The following is a 26527-nucleotide window of genomic DNA, read 5'->3' on the forward strand; positions in this document are numbered from 1 at the left end:
ATCGCCCTGTTCTCGTCGCACGCCCCTGTTCTCGTGACACCACGCGCGGGCGGTCGCCCCTCGCAGGCGGATGCGGCGCGCGCGGCGATGCGGTTCGCACGGCGACGCGGCGGCATCCTGTTCGTCACCAGAACAGGCGATGTGACCAAAAGTCGCACGCGGCGCGCGCGGCGACGCGGCGGCATCCCGAGCGCCGCGTCACCAGAACAGGCGATGCCACCAGAACAGGCCGATCGACGGCCGATCGCCCTGTTCTCGTCGCACGCCCCTGTTCTCGTGACACCACGCGGGCAGTCACGCGCGCAACCGGGTGCAGGGTCGCGCGCGGGCGGTCCCGCTTGGCGCGACCGGCCGAGGACTACTGAGGCGCGAGACCCAGGTCGTCGAGGTCGATGGATGCCAGCCACTGCAGGCCCTCCGCCTCGATCGCGGCCTGTGCGCCGGTCTTGCGATCGACGATGACGGCGACGGCGACGACCTCCGCACCCTCGCGGCGCAGTGCTTCGACGGCCTTCAGCGCCGACTGGCCGGTGGTCGAGGTGTCTTCGACGACGACGACGCGTTTGCCCTTCACATCGGCGCCCTCGATCTGGCGGCCGCGGCCGTGATCCTTGGGCTCCTTGCGCACGACGAATGCGTCGAGCGGCGTTCCGGCGTGCACCGACTCGTGCATCACGGCGTTCGCGATCGGGTCGGCTCCGAGGGTCAGACCGCCGACGGCGACGACACCGTCGAGGTCCTTCACGAGGTCGAGCACGAGCCGGCCGATCGCGGGGGCGGCTCGGTGATCGAGCGTCAGCTTGCGCATGTCGACGTAGTACGTCGCCTTCTTTCCGCTCGAGAGGGTGAAGTCGCCGTGGAACACCGCCTCCTCATTGATGAGGCCGATGAGGGCCTGACGGTCGGCTTCGAGCTCGGGAGTGGAGGCGGTGGTCACGGCGTCGAGTTTAGTGCTCCGTCCGGATCACGTCGGGGCTGCTCCGGACGACGATGTCGGACCACGAAAGTAGGCTGGATGCCATGCGCCTGGCCACCTGGAACGTCAACTCCATCCGTGCCCGCGTCACCCGCACCGTCGAGTTCTGCGTGCGCGAGCACATCGACGTGCTGGCGATGCAGGAGATCAAGTGCAAGACGGAGCAGTTCCCGTACGCGGCCTTCGAGGAGGCGGGCTACCACGTCGCCGCGCACGGCCTGAATCAGTGGAACGGCGTCGCGATCGCCAGCCGCGAACCGCTCGAAGACGTCGAGATCGGCTTCCCCGGCATGCCCGGCTTCGAGAAGGGCAAAGAGGGGCCCGACCTGCCGCAGGAGGCCCGCGCGATCGGCGCGACGGTGAACGGTGTGCGCGTATGGAGCCTGTACGTGCCCAACGGTCGCGGGCTCGACGACCCGCATTACGTCTACAAGCTCGACTGGCTCGACCAGCTCCGGCAGTACACCGCCGACACGCTCGCGCAGAACCCCCGCCTGCCCCTGGCACTGACCGGCGACTTCAACATCGCCCCGACGGATGACGACAACGGCGACCCCACCGTCGTCGAGGGCGCGACCACCCACGTCTCCCCGCCCGAACGCGCCGCTTTCGCGGCCTTCGAGTCGGCCGGACTCACCGACGTCGTGCGGCCGCTGATCCCCACCGGCTACACGTACTGGGACTACAAGCAGCTGCGTTTCCCCCGCAACGAGGGCCTCCGTATCGACTTCATCCTCGGATCCCCTGCGTTCGCCGACGCGGTGCACGGCGCCGAGATCCACCGCAACGAGCGCAAGGGCGAGGTTCCCAGCGACCACGTCCCGGTCGTGGCCGACCTCGACCTGTCGGGCGCGGATGACGACGACGACCTGCCCATGATCTTCGGCTGAGCGCCGCCCGACGGCATCCGTTCGTCGCTCCCCCGCCCCGCCGCGCTGAGCGCTGCGTGCCCCGGCATCCAGTGCGTCACGGGGCGTCCCCCCGAGGTGAGCCCTGCGCGACGCATCCGGTGCGAACGTGCGGCGCGGCGTCGCGAATTCGGAACGGGTTTGTGAACCTGGAATCAGCGACCCCAGCGGGCGCCCGAGAAAATCCTCCGGTCCCTGTCGATTCCGCCACCGCCCGTTCGACGCGATAGTAAGGGGAAGCATTCGCTCCCCTCAGACCGCTCCCACGAGCACCTACGAGAGAAGTTCACGATGAAGTTCATGCTGATCATGCGCGGCACCGACGAGGCGTACGCGGCGTACAAGCAGATCCCGTTCGAGCAGATCATCAACGAGATGGGCGCCTACAACGAGTCGATGATGACCGCCGGCGTTCTCGTCGCCGGCGAGGGGCTGGCCGAAGACACGAGCAAGAACTTCGTCGTCGAATTCGGCGGCGAAGCGCCGGTCGTCACCGACGGTCCTTACGGCGAGACGCACGAGCTGTTCAACGGCTTCTGGATCATCGAGGTGTCGACCAAGGATGAAGCCATCGAGTGGGCGCGCCGTGCGCCGCTGATCGCCGGCAACAAGCTCGAGGTGCGACGCGTGACCGACGAGACCGACTTCGCGGCGTTCGCCGACAACGAGTACATCCAGAAGGAGGAGGGCTGGCGCGAGGAGCAGGCCTCGCGCTGACCACGTGACCACCGACGTCGCGCGGCGCGTCGCGGCGATCTGGCGCATCGAGGGCGCCCGGATCGTCGCGACGCTCGCGCGCGTGGTCGGTGACCTCGCGACCGCCGAGGATCTGGCTCAGGATGCCGTGGCCGAGGCGCTGGCGCAGTGGCCGCGCGACGGCATCCCGAGCAATCCCGGAGCCTGGCTGACGGCCGTCGCCAAGCGGCGCGCGATCGACGGCTGGCGCCGCTCGCAGAACCTGGGCGAGAAGTACCGGCTGATCGGCGCAGACCTGGACGAGATCACGGATGCCGAGTGGCAACCCATCGACGACGATGTGCTGCGCCTGGTGTTCGCCGCCTGTCATCCCGTGCTCGCCCGCGAAGCGCAGGTGGCGCTGACGCTGAAAGTGGTCGGCGGCCTCGACACCGACGCGATCGCGCGCCTGTTCCTCGTGCCGGTGCCGACGATGCAGCAGCGGATCGTGCGCGCGAAGAAGTCGCTGTCGGTGGCGCGCGTGCCCTTCGCGGTGCCCGACCCGTCGGAGTGGCCCGCGCGGCTGGGCGCGGTGCTGAGCGTGATCTACCTGGTCTTCACGGAGGGGTACGCGGCGAGCACCGGCGGGGCGGTGCTGCGCACCGAACTCGCGCATGAAGCGGTGCGCCTCGGCCGCGTGCTGAACCGACTGCTGCCTCGCGAGCCCGAGGCGCTCGGACTCTCCGCGCTGATGGAGCTGCAGGCGTCGCGTTTCGCCGCCCGGGTGGACGCGAACGGGGATGCCGTGCTCCTGGCCGACCAGGACCGTCGGCGGTGGGACCGCTCGGCGATCGCCCGCGGTGCGGCGATGCTCGATCGGGCGGACGCGCTCGGCCGGGGCCGCGGCCCCTATCAGCTGCAGGCGGCCATCGCCCTCTGTCACGCGAAGGCGATGAGCGTGGAGGCCACCGACTGGGACCGCATCGTGCTGCTGTACGAGATGCTCGGTCGCGTGGCACCGAGCCCCGTGGTCGAGCTCAATCGCGCGGTCGCCGTGTCGATGGCATCCGGTGCCCTGGAAGGTCTCGCGATCGCCGATCAGCTCGCGGACGCCGGCGCTTTGAAGGGGTCTCACCTCATCCCCTCGGTGCGCGGGGAGCTGCTGTCGCGGTTGGGGCGAACGCGCGAGGCGCGGTCCGAACTGCTCGCCGCGGCGGAGTTGACGCGCAACGAGCGGGAGGCTGCGCTGCTGCGGCGGAAGGCCGAGGCGCTGCGCCTCTGACCGCAACCCAGGTGGCTGAGCCCGCCGAAGCCGCTGGCCCCGGGCATCCCCCGGGTCCCTTCGACAGGCTCACGGACCTCGGCTCCATGAGACACGGAGCCGTGGCTGCACCCGTCGATCCCGCACACCCCGAACCGTTCGACAGGCCGGGAACCTGCGCCCGACACGACCGCGGGGCCGAGGCCTACCCCGACCCCGCCGTCGCGGTGCACTCAGGCCGCGGGGACCTCGGCCGGAGCCGTGCGCGAAATGAGCGTCACGAGCGCCTCGATGATCGAGCGCAGGAAGGCGGCAGTGTCCTCATCGGTCACCGTGCCGTCGTCTTCGAAGAGACCGGGCGTCGACTGGATGTAGCCCTCCGGCTGGCCGAGCACGAGGGCGTTGTAGTGCAGCAGCACCGAGCGCAGGTGCTGCTGGCCCGCGGCGGTGGCGATGCCACCCTGCGAGGTGCCGACGACGGCGGTGGGCTTGTCGTTGAACGACGCCTCGCCGTAGGGGCGCGCCGACCAGTCGAGGGCGTTCTTCAGCACACCGGGGATGGACCGGCTGTACTCGGGGGTGACGATGATCATGCCGTCGGCATCCTCGATCGCCTGCTTGAAGTCCTGCGCGACCTGGGGGAAGTTGCCGTCGTGGTCGGGCGAGTAGAAGGGAAGGTCCTTGATCGGGACCTCCTTGAGGGTGACGCCTTCGGGCGCGACCTTCTCGAGCGCCTTCGCCAGGCGGCGGTTGATCGAGGTGCTGGAGATGCTTCCGACGATGTAGCCGATCGTGTACTGGGTCACGATGATCCTCTCTGGGACGACGGGGGCGCACGGCGCCCGGGTTCATTCACGTGCAAGCATCGGGGGCGAACCTGTATTCCGACCCCTCTTGACTCCACCCTGCGGGGGATGCTGATGTCGCAGGTGCGCTCTAGCGTGGAGGGATGCCACGCCTCACCCGCACCCAGCAGCGAGGCGACATCGTGCTCGCGCTCGTGCTGTTCCTCGGCGGGATGCTGAGCGCCGTGCTGTCGTCGATCTCGGGTCTGTACGGCGACGAGCAGGGCTCCCTCGCCGTCGCGCTCGTCTACGTCGCGATCCTCGCCGTGCCCATCGCGTTCCGCCGCCGTTGGCCGTCGGTGACGGCCGTGATCGTGTCGGTGGCGTACTTCCTCGCCGTGACCTTCCGCATCCCCGAGCTCTACGCCGGCAACATCGCGATGTTCATCGCGCTGTACACGGTGGGCGCGTGGGAGCAGAACCGGCGTCGCGCCACGATCGTGCGCATCGCGATCATCGTCGGCATGTTCGCGTGGCTGTTCGTGGTGATGTTCCAAGACGCCACCCAGCCCGTCGACCCCGCGTTCTCGCGCGCCGGCGCGTTCTCGCCGTTCGTCGCCTACCAGCTGCTGATGATCGGAGTGAACGCGCTGTTCTTCGGCGGTGCCTACTACTTCGGCGACCGCTCGTACCAGCAGATGCGCGAGCGCGCGGCGCTCGAGGAACGCACCACCGAGCTCGAAGCCGAGCGCGAGGTGACGGCGGCGCAAGCCGTCGCCCTCGACCGGGTGCGGATCGCGCGCGAGCTCCACGACGTGGTGGCCCATCACGTGTCGCTGATGGGCGTGCAGGCCGGGGTGGCGCGGTCGCTCCTCGACCGCGACTCCGCGGCGGCCCGCGAAACCCTCACGGGTATCGAGAGCTCCGCCCGCACCTCGTTGAACGAGCTCCGCCACCTGCTCGAGACGCTGCGATCGCCCGGCTCCGACAGCGATCCCGACACCGCCCCGACGACGCACGGGCTCACCTCGATCCACGCTCTCTGCGACGAGGCGACCGCTGCGGGCCTCCCCACCACCTTCACCGTCGTCGGCGAACCCGACCGAGACCCGCCACCGCTCGTGCAGGTCAACCTGTACCGCATCGCCCAGGAGGCGCTCACCAACGCCCGTCGCCACGCCGGGCCCGACGCGACCGCCGACGTGCGTCTGCGATTCGATCCGGATGCCGTCGAGCTCGAGGTCTCGAACACCGGCCGCCGTGGCTCGTCGACGCCGGGGCTCGGGCAGTTGGGCATGCGCGAGCGCGCCGCGGTGTCGGGCGGCACGATCGAGATCGGGCCGCGTGCCCGCGGCGGGTTCCTCGTGCGCGTGCGGGTGCCCATCACCATCGCGGAGGTCACCCGTGTCTGAGCTGCGCGTGCTGCTGGTGGACGATCACGCGATGATGCGGGCGGGGTTCCGCACGATCCTGTCGCTCGAAGACGACATCACCGTGGTCGGCGAGGCGGCGTCCGGCACGCAGGCCCTCGCCGCCGCCCTCGAGCTGCGACCCGACGTCATCTGCATGGACGTGCAGATGCCCGACATGGACGGCCTCGAGGCCACCCGGCGGCTCACCGCCGATCCCGCCTCCGACGCCGCCGTGCTCATCGTCACGACCTTCGATCGCGACGACTACCTCTTCGCCGCCCTCGCCGCCGGCGCGAGCGGCTTCCTGCTCAAGAACGCCGGCCCCGAAGAGCTGGTCGCCGCCGTCCGTGTCGTGGGCGCCGGCGACGCGCTGCTCGCACCCGAGGTCACGCGGCGAGTGATCGAACGGTTCGCGGGGCACGGGCCCGCGGCCGTGGCATCCGTTCCCCCTCCTCTGCCGGTCGCCGAGCCGCTGACCGAGCGCGAGTCCGAGGTGCTGAGGCTCGTCGCCGAAGCCCTGAGCAACGCCGAGATCGCCGCCCGGCTGTTCATCGGCGAGGCGACCGTGAAGACGCACGTGTCGAACGTGCTGCAGAAGCTCGGCGCCCGCGACCGCGTGCAGGCCGTCGTTCTCGCGCACCGTCACGGGCTGGCCTGACACCGCGGCCGCGGCCGCGGTGGAGCGAGGCCGGCGGCGGGGCTCGGCGCGGCGGGCGCGGTCGTGGGCGCTCCCGAGGACGCACTCATTCGCCGAGGACGCACTCGTTCGTCGCCAATCGGGTGCGGCCTCGACGAACACGTACGTCGTCGCCGGTCGACCCGCCCGCGCAGCCCCGCCCCACGCCACTCCGGAACCGGCCCCGGCCCCGGGGCACCCGGACGGGAGGCCCGCCGCCCACCACCGCCCAGCGCGTGCGTCGCTCCGGAGAACCGGCGCCGAACCGCACCGCACGACGCCGAGCCGGCCTTCGCGGCGACGAATCTCCGGAGTTCGGAACGCCCCCTCCCCCGTGCGGAGGATGCCACGACCCCACCCGGGGCGGAGGCGCCGCGGCGTCCGTCTCCCTAGCGTGGAATCACAGTGACAGGAAGGGATGCGACATGCTCGATCTGAACGGCATCACCAAGAGCTACGGCGGACGCCGCGTGCTCGACGACGTGAGTTTCACGGTCGCCCCGGGGCGGCTGACGGGCTTCGTCGGCGGCAACGGCGCCGGCAAGACCACCACCATGCGGATCGCGCTCGGCGTCCTCGGCAAAGACGCGGGGACCGTCGAGCTCGGCGGCGCACCCGTGACCACCGCCGATCGACGACGATTCGGCTACATGCCGGAGGAACGCGGGCTGTATCCCAAGATGAAGGTCGTCGAGCACATCGCCTATCTCGCGCGGCTCCACGGGTTCGGAAAGGCCGAGGCGACGCAGAAGGCCACCGCGCTGCTCGAGCGCCTCGGGCTCGGCGAGCGCCTCGGCGATCTCATCGAGACCCTGTCGCTCGGCAATCAGCAGCGCGCGCAGATCGCGGCATCCCTCGTCCATGAGCCCGACGTCCTCATCCTCGACGAGCCGTTCTCGGGGCTCGACCCGCTCGCCGTCGACGTCGTGGCGGGCGTGCTGCAAGAGAAGGCGGCCGCGGGCGCCGCCGTGCTGTTCTCGTCGCACCAGCTCGACGTCGTCGAGCGCCTGTGCGACGACCTCGTCATCATCGCCGGAGGAACGATCCGCGCCGCCGGGAGCCGCGACGCCCTTCGCGCTCAGCACGCGACGCACCGCTACGAGCTAATCTCGGGCGGCGACGCCGGCTGGCTCCGCGATGAGACCGGCGTGACCGTGCTCGATTTCGACGGCGGATACGCCCTGTTCGACGCGGCCGACGACGCCACCGCGCAGCGCGTGCTGCGTGGCGCGGTCGAGCGCGGCGATGTCGCGAGCTTCGCGCCGCAGAGACCGTCCCTCGCCGAGATCTTCAAGGAGGTCATCCAGTGAGCACCGCCACTCCCACCCCCCGCCGTGCGCCCGGCGAACTGCAGAGCATCTGGCTCGTCGCCGAGCGCGAGATCGGGTCGAAGCTGCGCAGCAAGGCGTTCGTCATCTCCACCGCGATCCTCATCGTCGCCGCGCTCGCCTCGGTGATCTGGGGCGGTTTCGCCGCGAACAACGCGTCGGGCAGCGGCATCCCGGTCGCCGTCACCTCTCAGACGCAGAGCGCGGTGTCGGGTCTCGACGGGCTCGAGGTGACCGTGTCCGACAGCGACGAGGCCGCACGCGCTCTGGTGGAGGACGGGACGGTGGATGCCGCCCTGGTCTCGGGCTCATCGGATGCCGCTTTCGATTACACCGTCGTGGCGGAGGACAACGTGCCCTCGGCGCTGTTGCAGATGCTGAGCGAGAGCCCGCCCGTGCAGCTGCTCGATCCGGGCGCCGGACTCGCCGACGCGCTGCGCTACATCATCGCCCTCGGCTTCGGACTGGTCTTCCTGATCGCCGCGTCGACCTTCGGCGGCACCATCGCCCAGAGCGTGGTGGAGGAGAAGCAGACGCGTGTGGTCGAGATCCTCATCTCGGCGATTCCCGTACGGGTGCTGCTGGCCGGCAAGGTGCTCGGCAACACGATCCTGGCCATGGCGCAGATCGTGCTGCTGGCCGCCGTGGCGCTGATCGGACTCGCCGTGACGGGGCAGACCGGGATGCTCGACGCCCTCGGCGCACCGATCGCCTGGTTCGCGATCTTCTTCCTCTTCGGCTTCGTGCTGCTGGCGGCCCTGTTCGCCGCGGCGGCGGCCATGGTGTCGCGCCAGGAGGACATCGGCTCGACGACCACGCCCATCACGATGCTGATCATGGCGCCGTACTTCCTCGTGATCTTCTTCAACGACAACCCCGTCGTGCTGACGATCATGTCGTACGTGCCGTTCTCCGCCCCGGTCGGGATGCCGCTGCGCATGTACATCGGAGATGCGCAGTGGTGGGAGCCGGTGCTGTCGCTGGCGATCCTGCTCGGCTCGTGCGTTCTCGCGATCGGCCTCGCGGCGCGGATCTACCGCAACTCGCTGCTGCGGATGGGCGCGCGGGTGAAGCTCGCGGAGGCGCTGAAGGGCTGAGCGACGTCACGCGCGCCGCGTCAGGGAGGGAATGGATGCCGGGCACTCCGGCATCCATCCCCTCGTCGTCACTCCTCGAGAACGGCCAGGACGTTACCGGCCGGGTCGCGGAACCACGCGATGAGCGGGCCGCCCTCACGCATGATCCCCCGGGAGTCGGTGGGGAAGTCCGCGTCGTCGTAGATCTTCGTCTCCACACCGCGTGAGCGCAGGTCGTCGACGGCCGCCTCGACATCGGCGACGGGGAAGTTCAGCACCGTGAACGAGGCCGGCTCGTGGCGCGGTTTGCCGTACACGAGCACCCGACCGCCCGAACCCAGGTGCAGGGTGAGAAAGCCCGACCCCTCGAGCACCTCGACCGTGAGCCCGAGGGTGTCGGCGTAGAACCGATGGGCGGCGTCGAGGTCATCGACCGCGAACCCGGAGTACGCCCCGTCAGCATGGAACATCATTCTCTCCTTCATCATTGCGCCACGTATGCCGTGACGCTCTCGGACAGGCGGAAGGGGATGCCGCGGACGTCGGCTTCGTCGGGGTCGCCGATCGCGACGGTGAGGCCGTCGTCGATCCGGAAGACCGCCGCCCCTTCGGGTGCGCCCGGCGCGCACGCCGCCGACCAGGGCCGCTCGTCGCTCGCGGTGAACGTGACGATGCAGCGCCCGTCACCGTCGTCGGGCTGGGCGAAGTAGATCAGGTAGTCGCTGACGGTCGCGATGTAGCGCGTGCTGCCGGAGGCGAGGCCGCTGTCGCGGAGGACATCGGCCGAGATGGCGTCCTCGATCGTTTGCCGGAACGTGAGCTCCGGATAGAGGGCTGCGGCGGGGTCAGGGGTCGCCGCTGCGGGGTCGGCCGCGGCGGGCGCGGACGCGGTCACGGCCGCGCCGATCGCGACGCCCGCCCCGAAGAGGGCGACGGCGCCGACGGCGGCCAACGTCCAGCGCAGGCGGCGGGTCGGCGCAGGATCCGGAACCTCGTGCTCCGGGCCGGTCGGGTGGGGGCCTTCGCCTCCCGGCTTGGCTGGCGTGTTCGCGGGGACGGGAGGATCGACGACGACGGCCGGCCGACGAACCAAGTTCTCGAGTTCGGCGAGACGTTCGCGCATCGCGGGCGTGGCGGAGGAGCCGTCAGCGCCGTACACGCGTTCGCGGAGGCGTCGCAGCTCGACGTCGTCGTCCATGCGTTGACTCTAGAGGCGCGTCGGGCAAGCAGGAACGGGTCGGGTGATGTGCACGCGGTTGCGCTCTCCGGCTTCGGAGGCCCGTAGGTCCCTGAACCTGTCGAAGGGACCCGACCCGGCGTACGACCGGTGGCTTCGACAGGCTCAGCCACCTCCCGTGCGCCCGCTCCGCCTCCCGCACGGACGCACGCGCGTGCGTGTCACTCGTCGCGACGCGGAGCCGTGGCATCCAGAGCGTCTGCGGCGCCCACCAACGCCAGGTGCGACAACGCCTGCGGGGTGTTCCCCGCCTGGCGGTCGGTCGTGGGGTCGTACTCCTCCGACAGCAGACCGAGGTCGTTCGCGACCGCGGTCAGGCGGTGCATCAACGCCACGGCCTCGTCGCGCCGACCGCTGTGCGCGTACTGCCCGACCAGCCAGAACGAGCACGCGAGGAACGGGTGCTCGTCGCCCGTCAGCCCGTCGACCCCGGTCGTGCGGTAGCGCAGCAGCCACCCATCGGGCATGAGCGTCTCTTCCATGCGGGCGACGGTCGCCAGCATGCGGGGATCGCCGTAGGCGCAGAAACCCACCTGCGGCAGCACGAGGAGCGAGGCGTCGACCTCGTCGGTGTCGAAATGCTGCGTGAACCAGCCGCCTTGGTGCACCCCGTGCGCATCGATGTCGGCTCGCACCCGGTCGCGCAACGTGCGCCACGTCTCGACCTCACCGTCGTGCCCGCCCTCTTCGACGGCCCGGATGCCGCGGTCGAACGCCGCCCACACCATCGCGCGCGAGTGAGTGAAGAAATGGGGAGCGCCGCGCATCTCCCAGATGCCGAGGTCGGGCTTGTCGACCTCGCCCGCAAGCTGGTTCAGCAGGGCGCGCTGGAGCGACCACGAGAAGGTCGTCTCTTCGACACCGGCGTTCCGCGCCGCCTCGAGGGCCACCATGACCTCGCCGATGACATCGGCCTGATACTGCGTGACCGCGCCGTTCCCGATGCGCACGGGCGCAGCGCCCCCGTACCCGGGGAGGCTGGGAATCTCGCGCTCGGGGAGGTCGCGCTCCCCCGCGATGCCGTACATGATCTGCACGTCGGCCGGATCGCCCGCGATCGCGCGGAGCAGCCAGGTGCGCCACCGCTGGGCGGCATCCAGGTAGCCGTGGTCGATGTAGGCGCTGAGCGTGAGCGCCGCGTCGCGCAGCCAGACGTAGCGGTAGTCCCAGTTGCGCGAGCCGCCGAACGCCTCGGGGAGCGACGTGGTCGCCGCCGCCACGATTCCACCGGTCTCGGAGTGCGTGAGGGCGCGCAGCACCATGAGCGAGCGCGTCACGAGCGCCGCGTGCGTACCGGCCGACTGCACTCGGTCGGCCCACGCGGCCCACCACTCGCGGGTGCGTTCGAGCGCGGCTTCGACGTCGAACGCCGCCGGCGCGTCGCGCCACGACGGGCCCCACGCCAGCACCGAGTCGACACTCACGCCGGCCTCGGTGGTCCAGCGGCCGCGGTGGGCGGTGTCGGCGGCGATCAGCCGGGGACCCCGGATCGTGACGGCATCCGGCCCCGCCACGGCGAGGATCACATGCTCGCCGTGGTGGCCCACCTGCCGCACCCACGGCACCGCCCGGGCGTAGTCGAAGCGCAGACGCACCTCGCTGACGAAGTCGACCTCGCCCGACACCCCGACCACGCGTCGGATGAGGGCGTCCACGCCCTCGTCAACGGGCATCGCGTCGTAGACGTCGGCGATGCCGGTCGCCGTCTCCCACCTCGTGACGAGCACGAACGTGTCGCCGTCGTAGCGCCGCGTCGCCCGCGCGTCGGGATCGGCGGGACGCACCGACCACGCGCCGTGCGACTCGTCACCGAGCAGCGCCGCGAACATCGACCCGCTGTCATACCGCGGCAGGCACAGCCAGTCGACACGGCCGTCACGGGAGACCAGCGCGGCGGAGCGGCAGTTGCTGAGGAGGGCGTACTCCTCGATCGGTGTGGTCACCCTCGGATCATGGCAGAGGCCCCCGACATCGCGGCCGTGCGTCGCGCTAGTGGCATCCATGTGCCCCCTGCAAGCATCCTGCCCGTGTCGGAGGGGAGCGCTACGGTGGCCGCATGACGGCGGACACCACCCTGATCATCCTCGGCGCCTCGGGCGACCTCACCTCCCGGCTGCTGCTGCCCGCGCTCGGGCAGCTGCTGACGCGCGAGCCCGGCCGCTCCGTCCGGCTGCACGGTGCCGGCATGGAGGACTGGACCGACGAGCACTGGCGCGAGGTCGTGCAGAAGGCCTTCCAGACGACGGATGCCGCAGCCGCGTTCGCCGCGGTGTCCGAGACGACGTACTCACGCGCCGACATCACCGAGCCCGCCGATCTGCAGAAGCTCCTCGACGACGCCGAGGGTCGACCGGCGCTGTACTTCGCCGTGCCCCCGGCGGTCGCCGAGAAGTCGTGCCTCGCGCTGAGCGATGTGACCATTCCCGACGGCACGGTCCTCGCCCTCGAGAAGCCGTTCGGCACCGACGAGGCCAGCGCCCATCGCCTCAATCAGCAGCTGGCGAAGCTCGTGCCCGAAGACCAGGTCTTCCGCATCGACCACTTCCTCGGGCGATCCACCGTGCTCAATCTGCTGGGCGCCCGCTTCGCCAACCGCCTGCTCGAGAGCGTGTGGTCGGCCGACGACATCGCGTCGGTCGAGATCGACTATCCCGAAGCGCTCGGCCTCGAGGGCCGGGCCGGCTACTACGACGGCGCCGGCGCGCTCGTCGACATGATCCAGAGCCACCTGCTGCAGGTCATGGCGTTCGTGACGATGGAGCCCCCGGCATCCCTCAATCAGCTCGATCTGCGCGACGCGACCTCCGCCGTGCTGCGCGCGACGCACGTGCGCGACGACGATCCCGTGCACAACTCGCGCCGCGCGCGCTACACCGCAGGCGATGTCGGCGACCGCCACTTCACGTCGTACGTCGACGAACCGGGCGTCGACGCGGCGCGCGGCACCGAGACCCTCGCCGAGATGACCGTGGAGGTGCGCAACGCCCGCTGGCAGGGCGTGCCGATCACCCTCCGCTCCGGTAAGGCGCTGAGTTCGGGCCACCGCGCGGTCACGGTCGCCTTCAAGCCGGTGCGGCACCTGCCCGGCGGCTTCGTCGGCGAGAGCGAGCCGTCGGTGCTCGTCTTCTCGCTCGGCCCCGACACGATGAGCCTCGGCCTCAACGTCAACGGTGCCGACGACCCGCTCGAGCTCGAACGGGTCACCCTGGCCGCCGACCTCGGCGAGGGCGCGCTCAAGGCCTACGGCGAGGTGCTCTCCGGCATCCTCGACGGCGACGCGATGCTCGCCGTCCGCGGTGACGCCGCCGAGCAGTGCTGGCGCATCGTGCAGCCGGTCATCGACGCGTGGCGCAAGAACGAGGTGCCGCTCGACGAGTACGCGGCGGGCACCGCGGGACCGGCATCCTGGAACCTGTGAGACGGTTGCCACGGGCCTGACCCCGCTGCGCCGCGGTGCGCGGCGCCGTGCCGGGACGTGCCGGGCGCGGCCGTCTCGTGCCGTGCGGGACGCGCTGCCCCGCGGTGCGCGGCGCCGTGCCGGGACGTGCCGGGCGCGGCCGTCTCGTGCCGTGCGGGACGCGCTGCCCCGCGCCGTGCACAACGGCGGAGGTGCTTCGCGGAACGCCGACCACCGGCATCCACCCACCGGCGTGTCGCGATAATCCCCGCCGTTGTGCACGGGCCGGCCACGCACGCCGACCGACGCGCGGCCGACCGACGCACGACGTCACACGGGAACATCTCGCGCGTGACTCGCGTTCACTGAATCGGGTCAACGGCGTCCCGGTTCAGTTCCCGTTCTCAGGAGGACCCATGTCTCTCGTTCTCGATCGCACCGCCCCCACCGACGCCCCCATCCTCGACGTGCTCGCCGAGCGTTGGAGCACCCGCGTCTTCGACGCCGAGACCCCCATCGACGAAGAGGCGCTGCGTTCGGCCCTCGAGGCCGCCCGCTGGGCGCCGTCGGGCATGAACTTCCAGCCGTGGCGCTTCATCGTGGCCCGCCGCGGCACCGCCGCGCACCAGCGCCTCGTCTCGACCCTCATGGGCTTCAACCAGGCGTGGGCCCCCGCGGCCGGCGCCCTCGTCGTCGTACTAGCCGAGACCGAGACCGAAGACGGCGAGGCCCGCACCTGGGCGCTGTACGACAGCGGCCAGGCCGCCGCGCACTTCACCGTGCAGGCGCACGCCGAGGGTCTCGCGACGCACCAGATGGGCGGCTTCGTCGCCGACGACCTGCGCGCGGTCTTCGACATCGACGCCCGCTTCACTCCCGTCACCGTCATCGCCGTCGGCGCCCTCGGCGACATCGACGCCGCCGAAGAGGGTCTGCGTCAGCGCGAGCTCGCCCCGCGCGAGCGCCGCACGGTCGCGGAGTCGCTGCTCGTCGACGACTGAGCCCCGGATCCATCCCGAGAAACGCCGTTTCGATCGAGACACGCGCTGCCGCGTCGTGTCTCGATCGGAACGGCGTTTCTCGCTGACAGGAGCGCCTGCGACCCCGAGCGCACGGCGAACATACGCGAAAGGGGATGCCACGCCTGTCGCGAGGCATCCCCGATAGGCCGGAGCTACTCGACGATCTCGGCCTCGATCACGTCGTCGTCCGGCTCATCCGCCGCCGGCCCCGTGCTCACCAGCATGAGCGAGTCGCCGTCGCTCGCCACGTCGACCCGTACGACGTCGCCGTCGCGCACCGACCCGGCCAGGATCGCCATCGCGAGGCGGTTCTGGATCTCGGTCTGGATCAGTCGGCGAAGCGGCCGGGCCCCGTACACCGGGTCGTAGCCGCGTTCGGCGAGCCACGACCGGGCGTCGGGGGTGACCGCGAGGGTCAACCGGCGCTCGCGCAGCCGCTTGTGCAGCGCGTCGACGGCGAGCTCGACGATCTGGGCGAGGTCGTCCTGGCTGAGCGCCTGGAAGATCACGATGTCGTCGAGACGGTTCACGAACTCGGGCTTGAACGCCTGGCGCACGAGCGCCTGCACCTGCTCGCGCCTGGCATCCATCGACAGCGTCGGGTCGATGAGGATCGGCGAGCCGAGGTTCGACGTCAGGATCAGGATGACGTTGGTGAAGTCGACCGTGCGGCCCTGTCCGTCGGTCAGGCGACCGTCGTCCATGACCTGCAGCAGCACGTCGAACACCTCGGGGTGCGCCTTCTCGACCTCATCCAGCAGCACGACGCTGTAGGGGCGCCGCCGCACCGCCTCGGTGAGCTGGCCACCGGCCTCGTACCCGACGTAGCCCGGAGGGGCACCGACCAGGCGCGACACGGAGTGCTTCTCTCCGTACTCCGACATGTCGATGCGCACCATGGCGTGCTCGTCGTCGAAGAGGAAGTCGGCGAGCGACTTCGCCAGTTCCGTCTTGCCGACACCGGTCGGGCCCAGGAACAGGAACGATCCGACGGGCCGGTGCGGGTCGCTGATGCCGGCGCGCGAGCGACGGACGGCGTCGGACACCGCCCTCACGGCATCCCGCTGCCCGATCAGCCGCTTACCGAGCTCGCGCTCGAGGTGCAGCAGCTTCTCGGTCTCGCCCTGCAGCAGGCGCCCCACGGGAATTCCCGTCCACGCGGCGATGACGGCGGCGATGTCCTCGTCGGTCACCTGGTCGTTCACCATGCGATCGCCCGCGGGCTCTTCGCGCTCGGCGACCATCAGCTCGCGCTCGAGGGCCGGGATCTCGGCGTAGAGCAGACGCGACGCGCGCTCGAGATTGCCCTCGCGCTGGGCGCGTTCGGCGTCCACGCGGGCGGCGTCGAGGCGCGTCTTGAGCTCACCGACGCGGTTCAACGAGGCGCGCTCGCGCTCCCACCGGGCCTGCAGCTCGTCGAGCTTGGCCTGCTCGGAAGCGAGTGTCTCGCGCAGCGCCGCCAGGCGCTCCTTCGAGGCGTCGTCCTTCTCTTTCTTCAGCGCGAGCTCTTCGAGCTTCAGCCTGTCGACGTGCCGCCGCAGCTCGTCGATCTCGAGCGGGGCGGAGTCGATCTCCATGCGCAGGCGCGAGGCGGCCTCGTCGATCAGGTCGATGGCCTTGTCGGGCAGCTGCCGCGCGGGGATGTACCGGTTGGAGAGGGATGCCGCGGCCACCAGCGCCGCGTCGGCGATGGCCACCTTGTGGTGCGCCTCGTACCGCTCCTTGAGCCCGCGGAGGATCGCGACGGTGTCCTCCACCGTGGGCTCGCCGACGTAGACCTGCTGGAAACGGCGCTCGAGCGCGGCATCCTTCTCGATGAACTCCCGGTACTCGTCGAGCGTGGTCGCGCCGATCAGGCGCAGCTCGCCGCGGGCGAGCATGGGCTTGAGCATGTTGGAGGCCGCGACCGAACCCTCGCCGCCGCCCGCGCCCATCAGCACGTGCAGCTCGTCGATGAACGTGATGATGCGTCCGTCGGACTCGGTGATCTCTTTCAGGACGCTCTTGAGGCGCTCCTCGAACTGGCCGCGGTACATGGCACCGGCCACGAGCGCCGAGATGTCGAGCGAGACCAGCTCTTTGTTCTTGAGGCTCTCGGCGACGTCGCCCGCGACGATGCGCTGAGCGAGGCCCTCCACGACGGCGGTCTTGCCGACGCCGGGTTCGCCGATGAGCACGGGGTTGTTCTTGGTGCGCCGGGTGAGCACCTGGCTGACGCGGCGGATCTCACCGTCGCGCCCGATCACGGGGTCGAGCTTGCCCTGGCGGGCCCGGTCGGTGAGGTTGATGCCGAACTGCTCGAGGGCGCTGCGCGCGTCCTCCTGCCCCGGCTGTTGTGTGGCGTTCATACGTTCTCCTGGAAGTCGGTTCGCTCTCGCTCAAACTTGAGCGGCGTTGACTCAAGTTTAGCACCGGTGTCAGCGTCGGACAATGGATGCCGTCTCTCCGCGGCGACCGCCGAGGACGAGACCGCGGTGAGATGGTCGCGCCGTGGCGCGGTCACAGCGTCGGGTCAGCGCGGCGGCGGGCTCGCGCGGGAGGTGCGAGGGCACCCGTGCGGCAGCTCGTGAAGCGCCGTCGGTCAGGCCGGAACCGGCTCCGGGGATGCCGCTTCCGACGAGGCCACCTCGGATGCCACCGCCTCCGGCGCCGCACACGAGAACCGCGCGCGATAGGCGGTGGGGGTGAGCCCCATCGTGCGGGCGAAGTTCTGCCGCAGCACCGCCGCGGAACCGAATCCGCACTCCGACGCGATCCTGTCGAGGCCGAGGTCGGTCTCCTCGAGCAGCCGCTGCGCGTGCAGCAGACGCTGACGCGCGAGCCAGGCCGCGGGCGTCGCGCCGAGGTCGGCCTTGAACCGCCGGGCGAAGGTGCGCGGAGACATGTGGGCGCGCGCGGCGAGCCGGTCGACCGAGAGCTCGGCATCCAGGTTCTGCAGCATCCACTCGGTCACCGGGGCCAGCGAGAGCGAGGAGTCGATCGGAATGGGCGACGCGATGAACTGCGCCTGCCCGCCGTCGCGCTGGGGAGCGACCACCATGCGCCGGGCGATGCGGTTGGTGAGCTCGGAGCCCAGCTCCTGGCGCAGCAGGTGAAGACTCGCGTCGAGGCCCGCGGCAGTCCCGGCGCTGGTGATGATGTTGCCCGACTGCACGTACAGCACATCGGGGTCGACCTCGATCTGCGGGTACATCCGGCTGAGCGTGTCGGTGTAGCGCCAGTGCGTCGTCGCGCGCTTGCCGTCGAGCACCCCGGATGCCGCGATGACGAACGACCCACTGCACACGCTCAGCAACCAGGCTCCGCGGGCGTGCGCGGCCCGAACCACCTCGGTCACGCGCGGGTCGACCGACGCCCAGGAGGCCCGCGGAATGGGGGCGAGAACGAGGATGTCGACGTCGGCCGCCGCCTCCAACCCATGCTCGACATTGATCGAGAAGCCGATGTTCGACGGCACGACGCCCGGATCGGGCGCGACGATGCGGAAGTCGAAGTTCGGGATGCCGTCATCGCTGCGATCCAGCCCGAACGCCTCGCACGCGAGACCGAACTCGAACGGGGCGAACCCCGGCTGGATGACGACGGCGACCGACCGCATGCGAACCTCCGGTGTGGCAGGAATCTGACGACTGACGTCCATCATGCCACTCGTGGGCATCATTCCTCTACCCGTAGCTTTCCTGCCATGGCTTACTTCATCGCTCTCGGCATCCTGTCCCTCGCCGGCATCGTCGGAACCGTTTGGCTCGTGCGCACCGACGGCTACGGCCGCATCCCCACCGACCCGTCGCGGGTCGCCTCCCGCGCCGATCGATCCGTCCGCTCGCAGCTCGCTCCCGCCGCGGCGCCCGGAGTCGAGGCCGCGCGACCGAGCATCCAGGTGTCGGCCCCCTCGGCGGCGCCGGTCACGCGCCCGCTGCGCATCGCGCGAGCGAAGTGATCGCGGAGCCCCGCGGCAGAGACACCCCCGCACCACGCGTGCACAACGGCAGGCGGCACCGCCGACACGCCGACACCGGATGCCACCACCCCGGCGCGTCGCAGAAACCCCCGCCGTTGTGCACGCGGCATCACCCCGGCGCGACCCGGACGCCGTGGCAACGGAGTCCATCGCCCCAACGTCGTAGTTGGAGCCACGGCCCCACCGCGGGGCACCGACCTCAGCCGCAGCGCCGAGTCTCAGCGCCCGGCGGCGACCGCCCGGCGGTAGACGTCGACCATGGCGGCGGTGCGGGACGACTGGCGGAAGCGTTCCGCGATCGACGCGTCCGGTTCGACCGGGGTGCCGGCGGCGATGTCGGCCGCCGCGCGGCGCAGCGCGTTCGCGAGGGCTGGGACGGTGGCATCCGTCACCCTCCACGTTCCCGACCCGAGCTCGTCGGCGATGTCGGGGTCGCTCACCACCGCCGGCGTGCCGAGGGAGGCGGCCTCGAAGACGGTCATCCCCTGCGTCTCGAACCCGATCGAGGTCTGCACCACCGCGTCCGCATCCGCCAAGCGCCGGAGAGTCTCGGCGTACGGAAGTCGTCCAGAGAACGTCACGGTCGCCTTGGGCAATGCCCGCTCGATCAGTCGCCGCGCCGCCCGCAGCTGCGCTCCCCCGCCGACGATCTCGACCTCCGCGTCGATTCCCGACGCGATGACGGCCTCCACAAATGGAAGCAGGCGCTTTTCGGGACTCATCCGTCCGAGCCAGATGAATCGCGGCCGGCCCGGCCGGCGCACGGACGACCCCGCGCCGAGCGCGGCATCGAGCACGTCGTCGTCGATGCCGTTCCAGATCACGTCGACGGCGGATGCGACCCCGTGCTCCTCGAGGCGGCGTGCGAAATGTGACGAGGGTGCCGTGACGGCGTGGGAGAGGGCGGCGAGGCGGCGCAGGTAGGCCCAGCCGTCCGCCGCGCTGCGACCCGAGGGGACAGCGGCCACTCGCCCGGCTCGTACTGAGGCGGGCTCCGCCCCGGCACCGCGCCCCGCCCCGGCACCGCGCCCCGCCCCGGCACCGCGCCCCGCCCCGGCACCGCGCCCCACAGGTCCGGCATCCCGCGACCGCGCCGCCCCGGCGGCATCCGGAACAACGTCCCGCGACGGTGCAGTGCCGCGCAACGCGCGCCGCGCCCACGCGTTCAGCACCCGCAGCACGAGCCCGGGGAACGGCGCCGTCGCCTCGATGCCGACGTCGACCCGGTTGTGCATGGTGTGCACGACCGGAAGACCGTGACGGGCCGCGTAGCGATGGCCGATGAAGGCGCCCCAGAAGTCGGCCTGCACGTGCACCACGTCGACGGGGAGCCGCGCACCCATCTGCGCGTCGACGAAGCGGTCGGTGCGTGCTCCCGGCCAGGTGAGCGCGTACTCGCGGTCGGGCGTGATCGCGATCGAGGGGAGGTCGAGGTAGGCGGCGTCGTCGGGCGCGTCGCGATGCAATCGGGGAGCCACGATGGTGACCACGTGGCCCGCGCGCTCGAGGAACCGCTTCTGCAGCCGCATCGACACCTGCGCACCGCCGAGCGACTCGAGGTGCTGGTCGGCGAACATGACGACGTGCACGCGATTACTCCGGCAGGGGTCGCCCGCGGTAGAGCGCCTCGAACGTGTCGAGGGTGCGGGTGATGTCGTGCACGGCGACCTCGTCGAGCGACGCCTGCTGCATTCGCAGCCTCTCCTCGGGGGAGGCGGTCAGCACGTCGGTGACGCGCGCGGCGAGCTCTTCGGCGTCGCCCGGCTCGAAGAGGTAGCCGTTCTCGCCGTGGTGCACGAGGTGCGGGAGCGCGACGGCGTTCGCGGCCACGATGGGGAGTCCGGATGCCATGGCCTCCATCGTCGCGATCGACTGGAGCTCGGCGATCGAGGCGATGACGAAGACACTCGCCCGCGAGTAGAGCGTGCGCAGATCGTCCTCGGAGGCGTGGCCGTGGAACGTGACGCGACCGGCCACGCCGAGCTGCTGGGCGAGCGCCTCGAGCTTGGCCCGCTGGTCGCCGCCCCCGACGACGTCGAAGGTGACGTCGAGGGACGGGTCGAGCTGGGCGAGCGCCCGGAGCACGACGTCGATGTGCTTCTCGGTCGTCAGACGGCCGACGAACAGCAGCCGGTTCTTGTCACGCGGAGTGAGGTCGGGTCGGTAGTTGGTGCGGTCGATGCCGCACGAGATGGGGATGACGCCCGAGATGTCGATCGTCTTCTCGAGGAAGTCGGCGGCCCGGCGGGTCGGCGTGGTGACGGCCCGGGTCATCTTGAACGTGCGCTCGGCGTCGGCCCACGCGAGCTTCACGAAGATGCGGTCGAGGAAATCGGGGAGCGTGGTGAAGTCGAGGATGTTCTCGGCCATCACGTGATTGGTGGCGATGACGGGGATGCCACGCTTACGGGCCTCGCGCGTGAGTCCGCGGCCGATGACGATGTGCGACTGGATGTGCACCACGTCGGGCTTGACCTCGTCGAGCACGATGCGCGCGTAATGCTTCGAGCGCCAGGGGAGCACGTAGGTGATCCAGTCGTGCGGGCGGAAGCGGAACGCGGGGAGTCGGTGCACCGTCATGGGCTGCCCCTCGACCGTCTCGGTCGCGGTGCCGCCGTTCTGGTGGCCGATGCTGGGCGCGGCGACGTGCACGTCGTGGCCGCGCGCGACGAGACCGGCGGCCAGCCGCTCGGCGAAGCGGGCGGCGCCGTTGACGTGCGGCAGGAAGGTGTCGGCGCCGATGAGGATGCGCAGGGGCCGGTCTCCGGACGGGGAAGCCGCGGCATCGGCGGAGGCGGACGGCGCCGGCGCGGCGGGCTCGACCGGCGGGGTGAGCGCCGGCGCGGCGGACTCAGCTGAGGAGGTGGGCGCCGCGGCCGTGGGCTCCGCCGAAACGGAGGATGCCGCGGCCGTGGGCTCCGCCGAGGCGGAGGGGGCGGCGGCTGTGGCCGGTTCGGCCGGGGCGCCGGTCGCGGGATGGTCGGCGGGCGTCGCAGGAGTGGTCACGTACGGTGAGGCCTATCTGTGCGGCGGGCGGTTCGCGCGGTGCGGGTCGTGCGCCCGTCCACCCTACCCGAGCGGGTTTTGCGACCCCGGGAAGCATCCCCAGGGTGCGTTGCACCCCGGCCGGCTGCGGGCGGTGACGGCCGCCGCGGGTGGCCTTGGCCTTCGAGCGGGGCCGCTCCCCGCTGCGGTCGGCGCGGCGCCGGGCGGTGTACGCCCCCCTGCCGCGGGTGGCGCGGTCGCCGGGTGGTGTACGCCCCCTGCGGCGGGTGGCGCTGGCGCCGGGAGGCGCCCGCTGCGACGCGGATCACCCGCCCGGAAATGCAGCACACGCGCCGAAGGCGTCTCGGCCCGGCCAGGTTCGTGAGGACCGCTCGTGACTTCAGGTTTGGGGCGGACTCCGCCACTTGGGGCAGGAATTTCCCGCCCCGGAGTGCGGAATCCGCCCCAAACCCGCCCGCGCCCAACCACGCGCCGCCGAGTCTGAGCGCCCCCAGAACGACAAACCGCTCGTGACCCCGCAATCTGGGGCAGGATCCGCCACTTGGGGCGAAAACCGCCCGCCCCAAAGTGCGGAACCCGCCCCAAACGGGCGGCCCACCCCGAACGTCGCACGGGCGGCACCGATCACGGCGACGCCCGGCCGCGGCCGACCACGCACCAGCGAACCGCTCGTGCCCCCGCAATTTGGGGCAGGATCCGCCACTTGAGGCAGAAACCGCCCGCCCCAAAGTGCGGAATCCGCCCCAAACGGGAGGCCCGCCCCCGGACGCCGTGGTGAGCGACACCGGGCACGACGAAGCCCGCTCGGCGCGAGGGCGAGCGGGCTTCAGATCGCGGCGGCGGGCCGGAGCTACCCCTTCCCCTCCAGACGGGGGTCGGGCGTGGGCGCACCGTGGGCCGGGCGCGGCGGACCGTCGGTGCCCGCGGGGGCTCGAACGTCGGATGCCGCCGCCGCGAACGTCGACACCACTTCGGCGTCGTCGGTCGCCGGTGCGCGCTCAGGGTCGGCGGCCGACGACGGGTCGGCGACGTCGAGGTCGGCTGCGGCCTGCTCGAACTGCGAGCGGTACAGGCGGTAGTACGCCCCCTCGGCGGCGATGAGCTGCTCGTGCGTGCCCTTCTCGACGATGTCGCCGTGCTCCATGACGAGGATCAGGTCGGCATCGCGGATGGTTGACAGGCGATGCGCGATGACGAACGACGTGCGCCCCTCGCGGAGCGCGGCCATCGCCTGCTGCAGCAGCAACTCGGTGCGGGTGTCGACCGACGACGTCGCCTCGTCGAGGATCAGCACCGACGGGCGGGCGACGAACGCGCGCGCGATGGTGATGAGCTGCCTCTCTCCGGCCGAGACGTTCGCGGCGTCTTCGTCGAGCACGGTGTCGTAGCCCTCGGGCAGTGAGTGCACGAACTGGTCGACGCGCGTGGCGACGGCGGCCTCCGCGATCTCGTCGTCGGTGGCGCTCTCGCGGCCGTAGCGGATGTTGTCGCGGATGGAACCGGCGAACAGCCACGGGTCTTGCAGCACCATGCCGGTGCGGGAGCGCACGTCGTCGCGGCGGAGGTCGGCGATGTTCTGCCCGTCGAGCAGAATTCGACCGCCGTCGAGCTCGTAGAACCGCATGATGAGGTTGACCAGCGTGGTCTTCCCCGCGCCGGTGGGACCGACGATCGCGACCGTTTGGCCGGGCTCGACGCGGAACGACAGGTCGGTGATGAGCGGCCGCTCCGGTGTGTAGGCGAAGCGGACGTTCTCGAACTCGATCACGCCGCGGCCCTCGACGTGGGCGGGGGCGTCGGCGGCATCCGGATCCTGCTCGTCGGCGTCGAGCAGGGCGAAGACGCGCTCCGCCGACGCCGTGCCCGATTGCACCACTGCGGCCATACCGCCGAGCTGCGACAGCGGCTGGGTGAACTGCTGCGAGTACTGGATGAAGGCCTGCACGTCGCCGAGGCGCAACTGGCCGCCGGCGACCATCAGCCCGCCGAGCACGGCGATGCCGACGTAGGTCAGGTTTCCGACGAACATCATGCCCGGCATGATCATGCCGGAGAGGAACTGCGCCTTGAAGCTCGCCTGGAAGAGCTCCTCGTTCTCGATCTCGAACTTGTCGCGGGCGTCTTTCTCGCGGCCGTACACCTTGACCAGGGCGTGGCCCGAGAAGGACTCCTCGACCCGGGCGTTCAGCCGACCGACCTTCTTCCACTGCTCGCCGAAGGCCTTCTGCGACTTCGGGCCGATGACACCGAAGATCACGGCCATGAGGGGGAGGGAGACGAGGGCGACCAGTGCGAGCTGCCACGAGATCGTGAACATCATGATGAGCACGCCCACGACGGTGAGCACCGACGTCAGCGCACTCGAGAGCGACTGCTGCATCGTCTGCGTGATGTTGTCGATGTCATTCGTGACGCGCGAGATCAGCTCACCGCGCTGCACCTTGTCGAAGTACGACAGCGGCAGGCGGTTGATCTTCGCCTCGACGTCTTCGCGCAGGCGCCACATGGTGCGCACCATGATCACGTTGATGACGTAGCCCTGGATCCACGACAGCAGCGACGAGCCCACGTAGATCGCGAGCACCGCCACCACGACCAGGCGCAGGGCGTCGAAGTCGATCCCCGCGCCGACGGAGAAGTTGTTCATCGCGCCCACGATGTTGGCGATGTCGCCCTGCCCCGCCGCCCGCAGGGCCTCGACCACCTCGGCCTGCGAGGTGCCGGCGGGGAACTGCTCGGCCAATCCCTTCGAGACGACACCCTCGAAGATGATGTTGGTCGCATCGCCCAGCACGCGCGGCGCGAGCACCGCGAGCACGACGCCGAGGGCGCCCAGCACCGAGACGAACGTGAAGGCGGCCGCGTAGGGGCGCAGCAGTCCGATCAACCGTCGGAAACTGCGCCCGAAGTCGGACGCCTTGCCGGGCGCGACGCTGTCCCAGTCTCCGGAGTTCAGCCGGGCCTGCTCGGCGAGCTCGAGTTCGGCCCGCTCTTCTTCGGTCAGCGTGTCAGTGGTGCTCATGCCTCCACCCCCAGCTGCGATTCGACGATCTCGCGATAGGTGCTGCTCGTCTGCAGCAGTTCCTCGTGGGTGCCGACACCGGCCAGGCGACCCTCTTCGAGCACGACGATGCGGTCGGCCCCCGTGATTGTCGAGACGCGCTGGGCGACGACGATCTTGGTCACCTCGGGCAGTTCATGCCAGAGCGCCTGCCGGAGCCGCGCGTCGGTGGTGAGGTCGAGCGCCGAGAAGGAGTCGTCGAAGACCAGGACCGCCGGGCGATGCACGATCGCCCGCGCGATCGCCAGGCGCTGGCGCTGACCACCCGAGACGTTCGTTCCGCCCTGGGCGATGCGGGCGTCGAGCTGCCCGTCCATCGCCTCGACGAAATCTCGTCCCTGCGCGATCTCGAGGGCGCGCCAGAGTTCGTCGTCGGTGGCGTCTTCTCGCCCGAAGCGAAGATTGGATGCCACGGTGCCGCTGAACAGGAACGGGCGCTGCGGCACGAGCCCGATGCTCTTCCACAGCACGTCGAGGTCGGCCTCTCGCACGTCGACACCACCGACCCGCACGGTGCCGGCGGTCACGTCGAACAGGCGCGGGATGAGCGACACCAGGGTCGTCTTGCCCGAGCCGGTCGAGCCGACGATCGCGACCGTCTCACCCGGCCGTGCGGCGAAGCCGATGCCGGCGAGCACGGGCGACTCGGCGCCCGGATAGGCGAAGGCGACGTCGTCGAACTCGATGGATCCGCGCTCGGGGAATACGCTGACCGGGTTCACCGGGCGCTCCAGGGTCGAGTGGCTGTCGAGCACCTCGCCGATGCGCTCGGCCGAGACGGCGGCGCGGGGGATCATCACGGTCATGAAGCTCGCCATGAGCACGCCCATGAGGATCTGCGCGACGTACTGCATGAAGGCGAACAGCGTGCCGATCTGCACGCCGCCCTGATCGACCTGGATGCCGCCGAACCAGATGACGCCGACCACGGTGACGTTGAGCACCAGCATCGCGAGGGGGAACAGCAGCACGAAAAGCGAGCCGACTTTGCGCCCGACGACCATGATGTCGGTGTTGGCCCCGCGGAAACGCTTCTCTTCGATGCGCTCGCGGACGAAGGCGCGCACCACTCGCACGCCCGTGAGCTGCTCGCGCATGATGCGGTTCACGGCGTCGAGCTTGGACTGGTAGCTGCGGAACAGCGGCACCATGCGGGCGATGATGAGCCCGGCCGCGATCAGCAGCGTGGGCACCGAGACGGCGATGAGCCAGCTGAGGCCCACGTCTTGCTGCAGCGCCATGAAGATGCCGCCGATCGCCAGCAGCGGCGCGCTGACGAGCATGGTCGCGCCCATCATCGCCAGCATCTGCACCTGCTGCACGTCGTTGGTGTTGCGGGTGATGAGCGACCCGGCGCCGAAGTGCGACAGCTCGCGCTCCGAGAAGCCGCTGACCTTCTCGAAGATGTCGCGGCGGATGTCGCGGCCCGCGGTCATCGCCGCACGCGCCGCGAAGTAGGTCGCGATGATGGATGCCGTGATCTGGCCGAGCGAGATGGCCAGCATGAGCGACCCCTGCGACCAGATGAAGGCGGTGTCGCCGCGCGCGACCCCCTGGTCGATGATGTCGGCGTTCAGTCGGGGCAGGTAGAGCGAGGCCATGGCCGCCACGAACTGGAACGCCAGCAGAGCGACGAGCAGCCACCGGTACCGGGAGAGGTAGCGGATGAGGATCTTGCCGAGCACGGCACCTCCGAACGGTCGTGATGCGGTCGGGGTGGCCGCGGAGTACAGCCTTGCACCAACC

The 26527-nt window shown here is 70.6% G+C and carries 21 protein-coding genes; 10 read left to right on the forward strand and 11 right to left on the reverse strand.

The features are described from left to right. Nucleotides 1-358 precede the first annotated feature (358 nt). The gene (pyrE, locus tag AS029_RS06185; protein ID WP_058231736.1) at nt 359-937 is read right to left on the reverse strand and encodes an orotate phosphoribosyltransferase; all 579 of its coding nucleotides are present in this window, start codon (nt 935-937) and stop codon (nt 359-361) included. A gap of 83 nt (nt 938-1020) precedes the next feature. Here pyrE and AS029_RS06190 point away from each other — a divergent pair, with 83 nt between their 5' ends. The 3 genes from AS029_RS06190 (at nt 1021) to AS029_RS06200 (ending at nt 3841) form a co-directional block, all read left to right on the forward strand. Beyond that, entirely contained in the window at nt 1021-1866 is an 846-nt protein-coding gene (locus AS029_RS06190; protein WP_058231737.1) for an exodeoxyribonuclease III, read from the forward strand. Between the two features lie 309 nt (nt 1867-2175). Next, a complete protein-coding gene (locus tag AS029_RS06195; RefSeq protein ID WP_058231738.1) occupies nt 2176-2601 on the forward strand; it encodes a YciI family protein in 426 nt (141 codons plus the stop codon). A 4-nt stretch (nt 2602-2605) separates the two neighbouring features. Continuing rightward, nucleotides 2606-3841: an RNA polymerase sigma factor gene (locus tag AS029_RS06200; RefSeq protein ID WP_058231739.1), complete on the forward strand. Its 1236-nt coding sequence runs from the start codon at nt 2606-2608 to the stop codon at nt 3839-3841. A 212-nt stretch (nt 3842-4053) separates the two neighbouring features. Here AS029_RS06200 and AS029_RS06205 read toward each other — a convergent pair whose 3' ends face one another. Continuing rightward, nucleotides 4054-4626, reverse strand: a complete 573-nt coding sequence (locus AS029_RS06205) for an NADPH-dependent FMN reductase (RefSeq protein ID WP_058231740.1) — start codon at nt 4624-4626, stop codon at nt 4054-4056. A gap of 143 nt (nt 4627-4769) precedes the next feature. Between AS029_RS06205 and AS029_RS06210 the strand changes: the two genes are divergently transcribed. The 4 genes from AS029_RS06210 (at nt 4770) to AS029_RS06225 (ending at nt 9118) form a co-directional block, all read left to right on the forward strand. After that, entirely contained in the window at nt 4770-6017 is a 1248-nt protein-coding gene (locus AS029_RS06210) for a sensor histidine kinase (RefSeq protein WP_058231741.1), read from the forward strand. Further along, nucleotides 6010-6675 carry a response regulator gene (locus AS029_RS06215; protein ID WP_074615868.1) on the forward strand — a complete coding sequence of 222 codons (666 nt, stop codon included), beginning with the start codon at nt 6010-6012 and terminating at the stop codon, nt 6673-6675. The genes AS029_RS06210 and AS029_RS06215 overlap by 8 nt, the downstream gene beginning before the upstream one ends. Nucleotides 6676-7118: 443 nt before the next feature. Continuing rightward, the gene (locus AS029_RS06220) at nt 7119-8003 is read left to right on the forward strand and encodes an ABC transporter ATP-binding protein (protein WP_058231742.1); all 885 of its coding nucleotides are present in this window, start codon (nt 7119-7121) and stop codon (nt 8001-8003) included. Next, entirely contained in the window at nt 8000-9118 is a 1119-nt protein-coding gene (locus AS029_RS06225; RefSeq protein WP_058231743.1) for an ABC transporter permease, read from the forward strand. The genes AS029_RS06220 and AS029_RS06225 overlap by 4 nt, the downstream gene beginning before the upstream one ends. A gap of 68 nt (nt 9119-9186) precedes the next feature. Here the strand turns inward: AS029_RS06225 and AS029_RS06230 are convergent, their stop codons facing one another. The 3 genes from AS029_RS06230 to AS029_RS06240 form a co-directional block, all read right to left on the reverse strand. Next, a complete protein-coding gene (locus AS029_RS06230) occupies nt 9187-9567 on the reverse strand; it encodes a VOC family protein (RefSeq protein ID WP_058231744.1) in 381 nt (126 codons plus the stop codon). Nucleotides 9568-9581: 14 nt separating this feature from the next. Then, a complete protein-coding gene (locus AS029_RS06235) occupies nt 9582-10295 on the reverse strand; it encodes a hypothetical protein (RefSeq protein WP_058231745.1) in 714 nt (237 codons plus the stop codon). A gap of 200 nt (nt 10296-10495) precedes the next feature. After that, on the reverse strand, nt 10496-12277 hold the full coding sequence (locus AS029_RS06240) for a glycoside hydrolase family 15 protein (RefSeq protein ID WP_058231746.1): 1782 nt from the start codon (nt 12275-12277) through the stop codon (nt 10496-10498). 113 nt (nt 12278-12390) lie between these two features. Between AS029_RS06240 and AS029_RS06245 the strand changes: the two genes are divergently transcribed. Both AS029_RS06245 and AS029_RS06250 read left to right on the forward strand, forming a co-directional pair. Continuing rightward, entirely contained in the window at nt 12391-13752 is a 1362-nt protein-coding gene (locus AS029_RS06245; protein ID WP_058231747.1) for a glucose-6-phosphate dehydrogenase, read from the forward strand. 395 nt (nt 13753-14147) lie between these two features. Continuing rightward, nucleotides 14148-14732 (forward strand): nitroreductase family protein, encoded by a 585-nt coding sequence (locus tag AS029_RS06250; RefSeq protein WP_058231748.1) that lies wholly within the window; start codon nt 14148-14150, stop codon nt 14730-14732. A 173-nt stretch (nt 14733-14905) separates the two neighbouring features. On the opposite strand, the gene AS029_RS06255 is transcribed toward AS029_RS06250, so the two are convergent. After that, the gene (locus tag AS029_RS06255) at nt 14906-17101 is read right to left on the reverse strand and encodes an ATP-dependent Clp protease ATP-binding subunit (RefSeq protein WP_074615869.1); all 2196 of its coding nucleotides are present in this window, start codon (nt 17099-17101) and stop codon (nt 14906-14908) included. Between the two features lie 233 nt (nt 17102-17334). Continuing rightward, the gene (locus tag AS029_RS06260; protein ID WP_058231749.1) at nt 17335-18351 is read right to left on the reverse strand and encodes a GlxA family transcriptional regulator; all 1017 of its coding nucleotides are present in this window, start codon (nt 18349-18351) and stop codon (nt 17335-17337) included. A gap of 87 nt (nt 18352-18438) precedes the next feature. On the opposite strand from AS029_RS06260, the gene AS029_RS06265 reads away from it, so the two are divergent. Further along, nucleotides 18439-18693: a hypothetical protein gene (locus tag AS029_RS06265; protein ID WP_058231750.1), complete on the forward strand. Its 255-nt coding sequence runs from the start codon at nt 18439-18441 to the stop codon at nt 18691-18693. Nucleotides 18694-18932: 239 nt separating this feature from the next. On the opposite strand, the gene AS029_RS06270 is transcribed toward AS029_RS06265, so the two are convergent. The 4 genes from AS029_RS06270 to AS029_RS06285 all read right to left on the reverse strand — a co-directional run bounded on the left by AS029_RS06270 (nt 18933) and on the right by AS029_RS06285 (nt 26466). Next, nucleotides 18933-20303, reverse strand: a complete 1371-nt coding sequence (locus AS029_RS06270; protein ID WP_058231751.1) for a glycosyltransferase — start codon at nt 20301-20303, stop codon at nt 18933-18935. A gap of 4 nt (nt 20304-20307) precedes the next feature. Further along, nucleotides 20308-21468 (reverse strand): glycosyltransferase, encoded by a 1161-nt coding sequence (locus AS029_RS06275; protein ID WP_058232037.1) that lies wholly within the window; start codon nt 21466-21468, stop codon nt 20308-20310. Between the two features lie 1102 nt (nt 21469-22570). After that, the gene (locus AS029_RS06280) at nt 22571-24742 is read right to left on the reverse strand and encodes an ABC transporter ATP-binding protein (protein ID WP_228375894.1); all 2172 of its coding nucleotides are present in this window, start codon (nt 24740-24742) and stop codon (nt 22571-22573) included. Further along, nucleotides 24739-26466, reverse strand: coding sequence for an ABC transporter ATP-binding protein (locus AS029_RS06285; RefSeq protein WP_058231752.1), 1728 nt, complete (start codon nt 26464-26466; stop codon nt 24739-24741). The genes AS029_RS06280 and AS029_RS06285 overlap by 4 nt, the downstream gene beginning before the upstream one ends. Between the last annotated feature and the right edge of the window lie 61 nt (nt 26467-26527).

The sequence above is a fragment of the Microbacterium enclense genome (assembly GCF_001456955.1).
Classification (GTDB): Bacteria; Actinomycetota; Actinomycetes; order Actinomycetales; family Microbacteriaceae; genus Microbacterium; species Microbacterium enclense.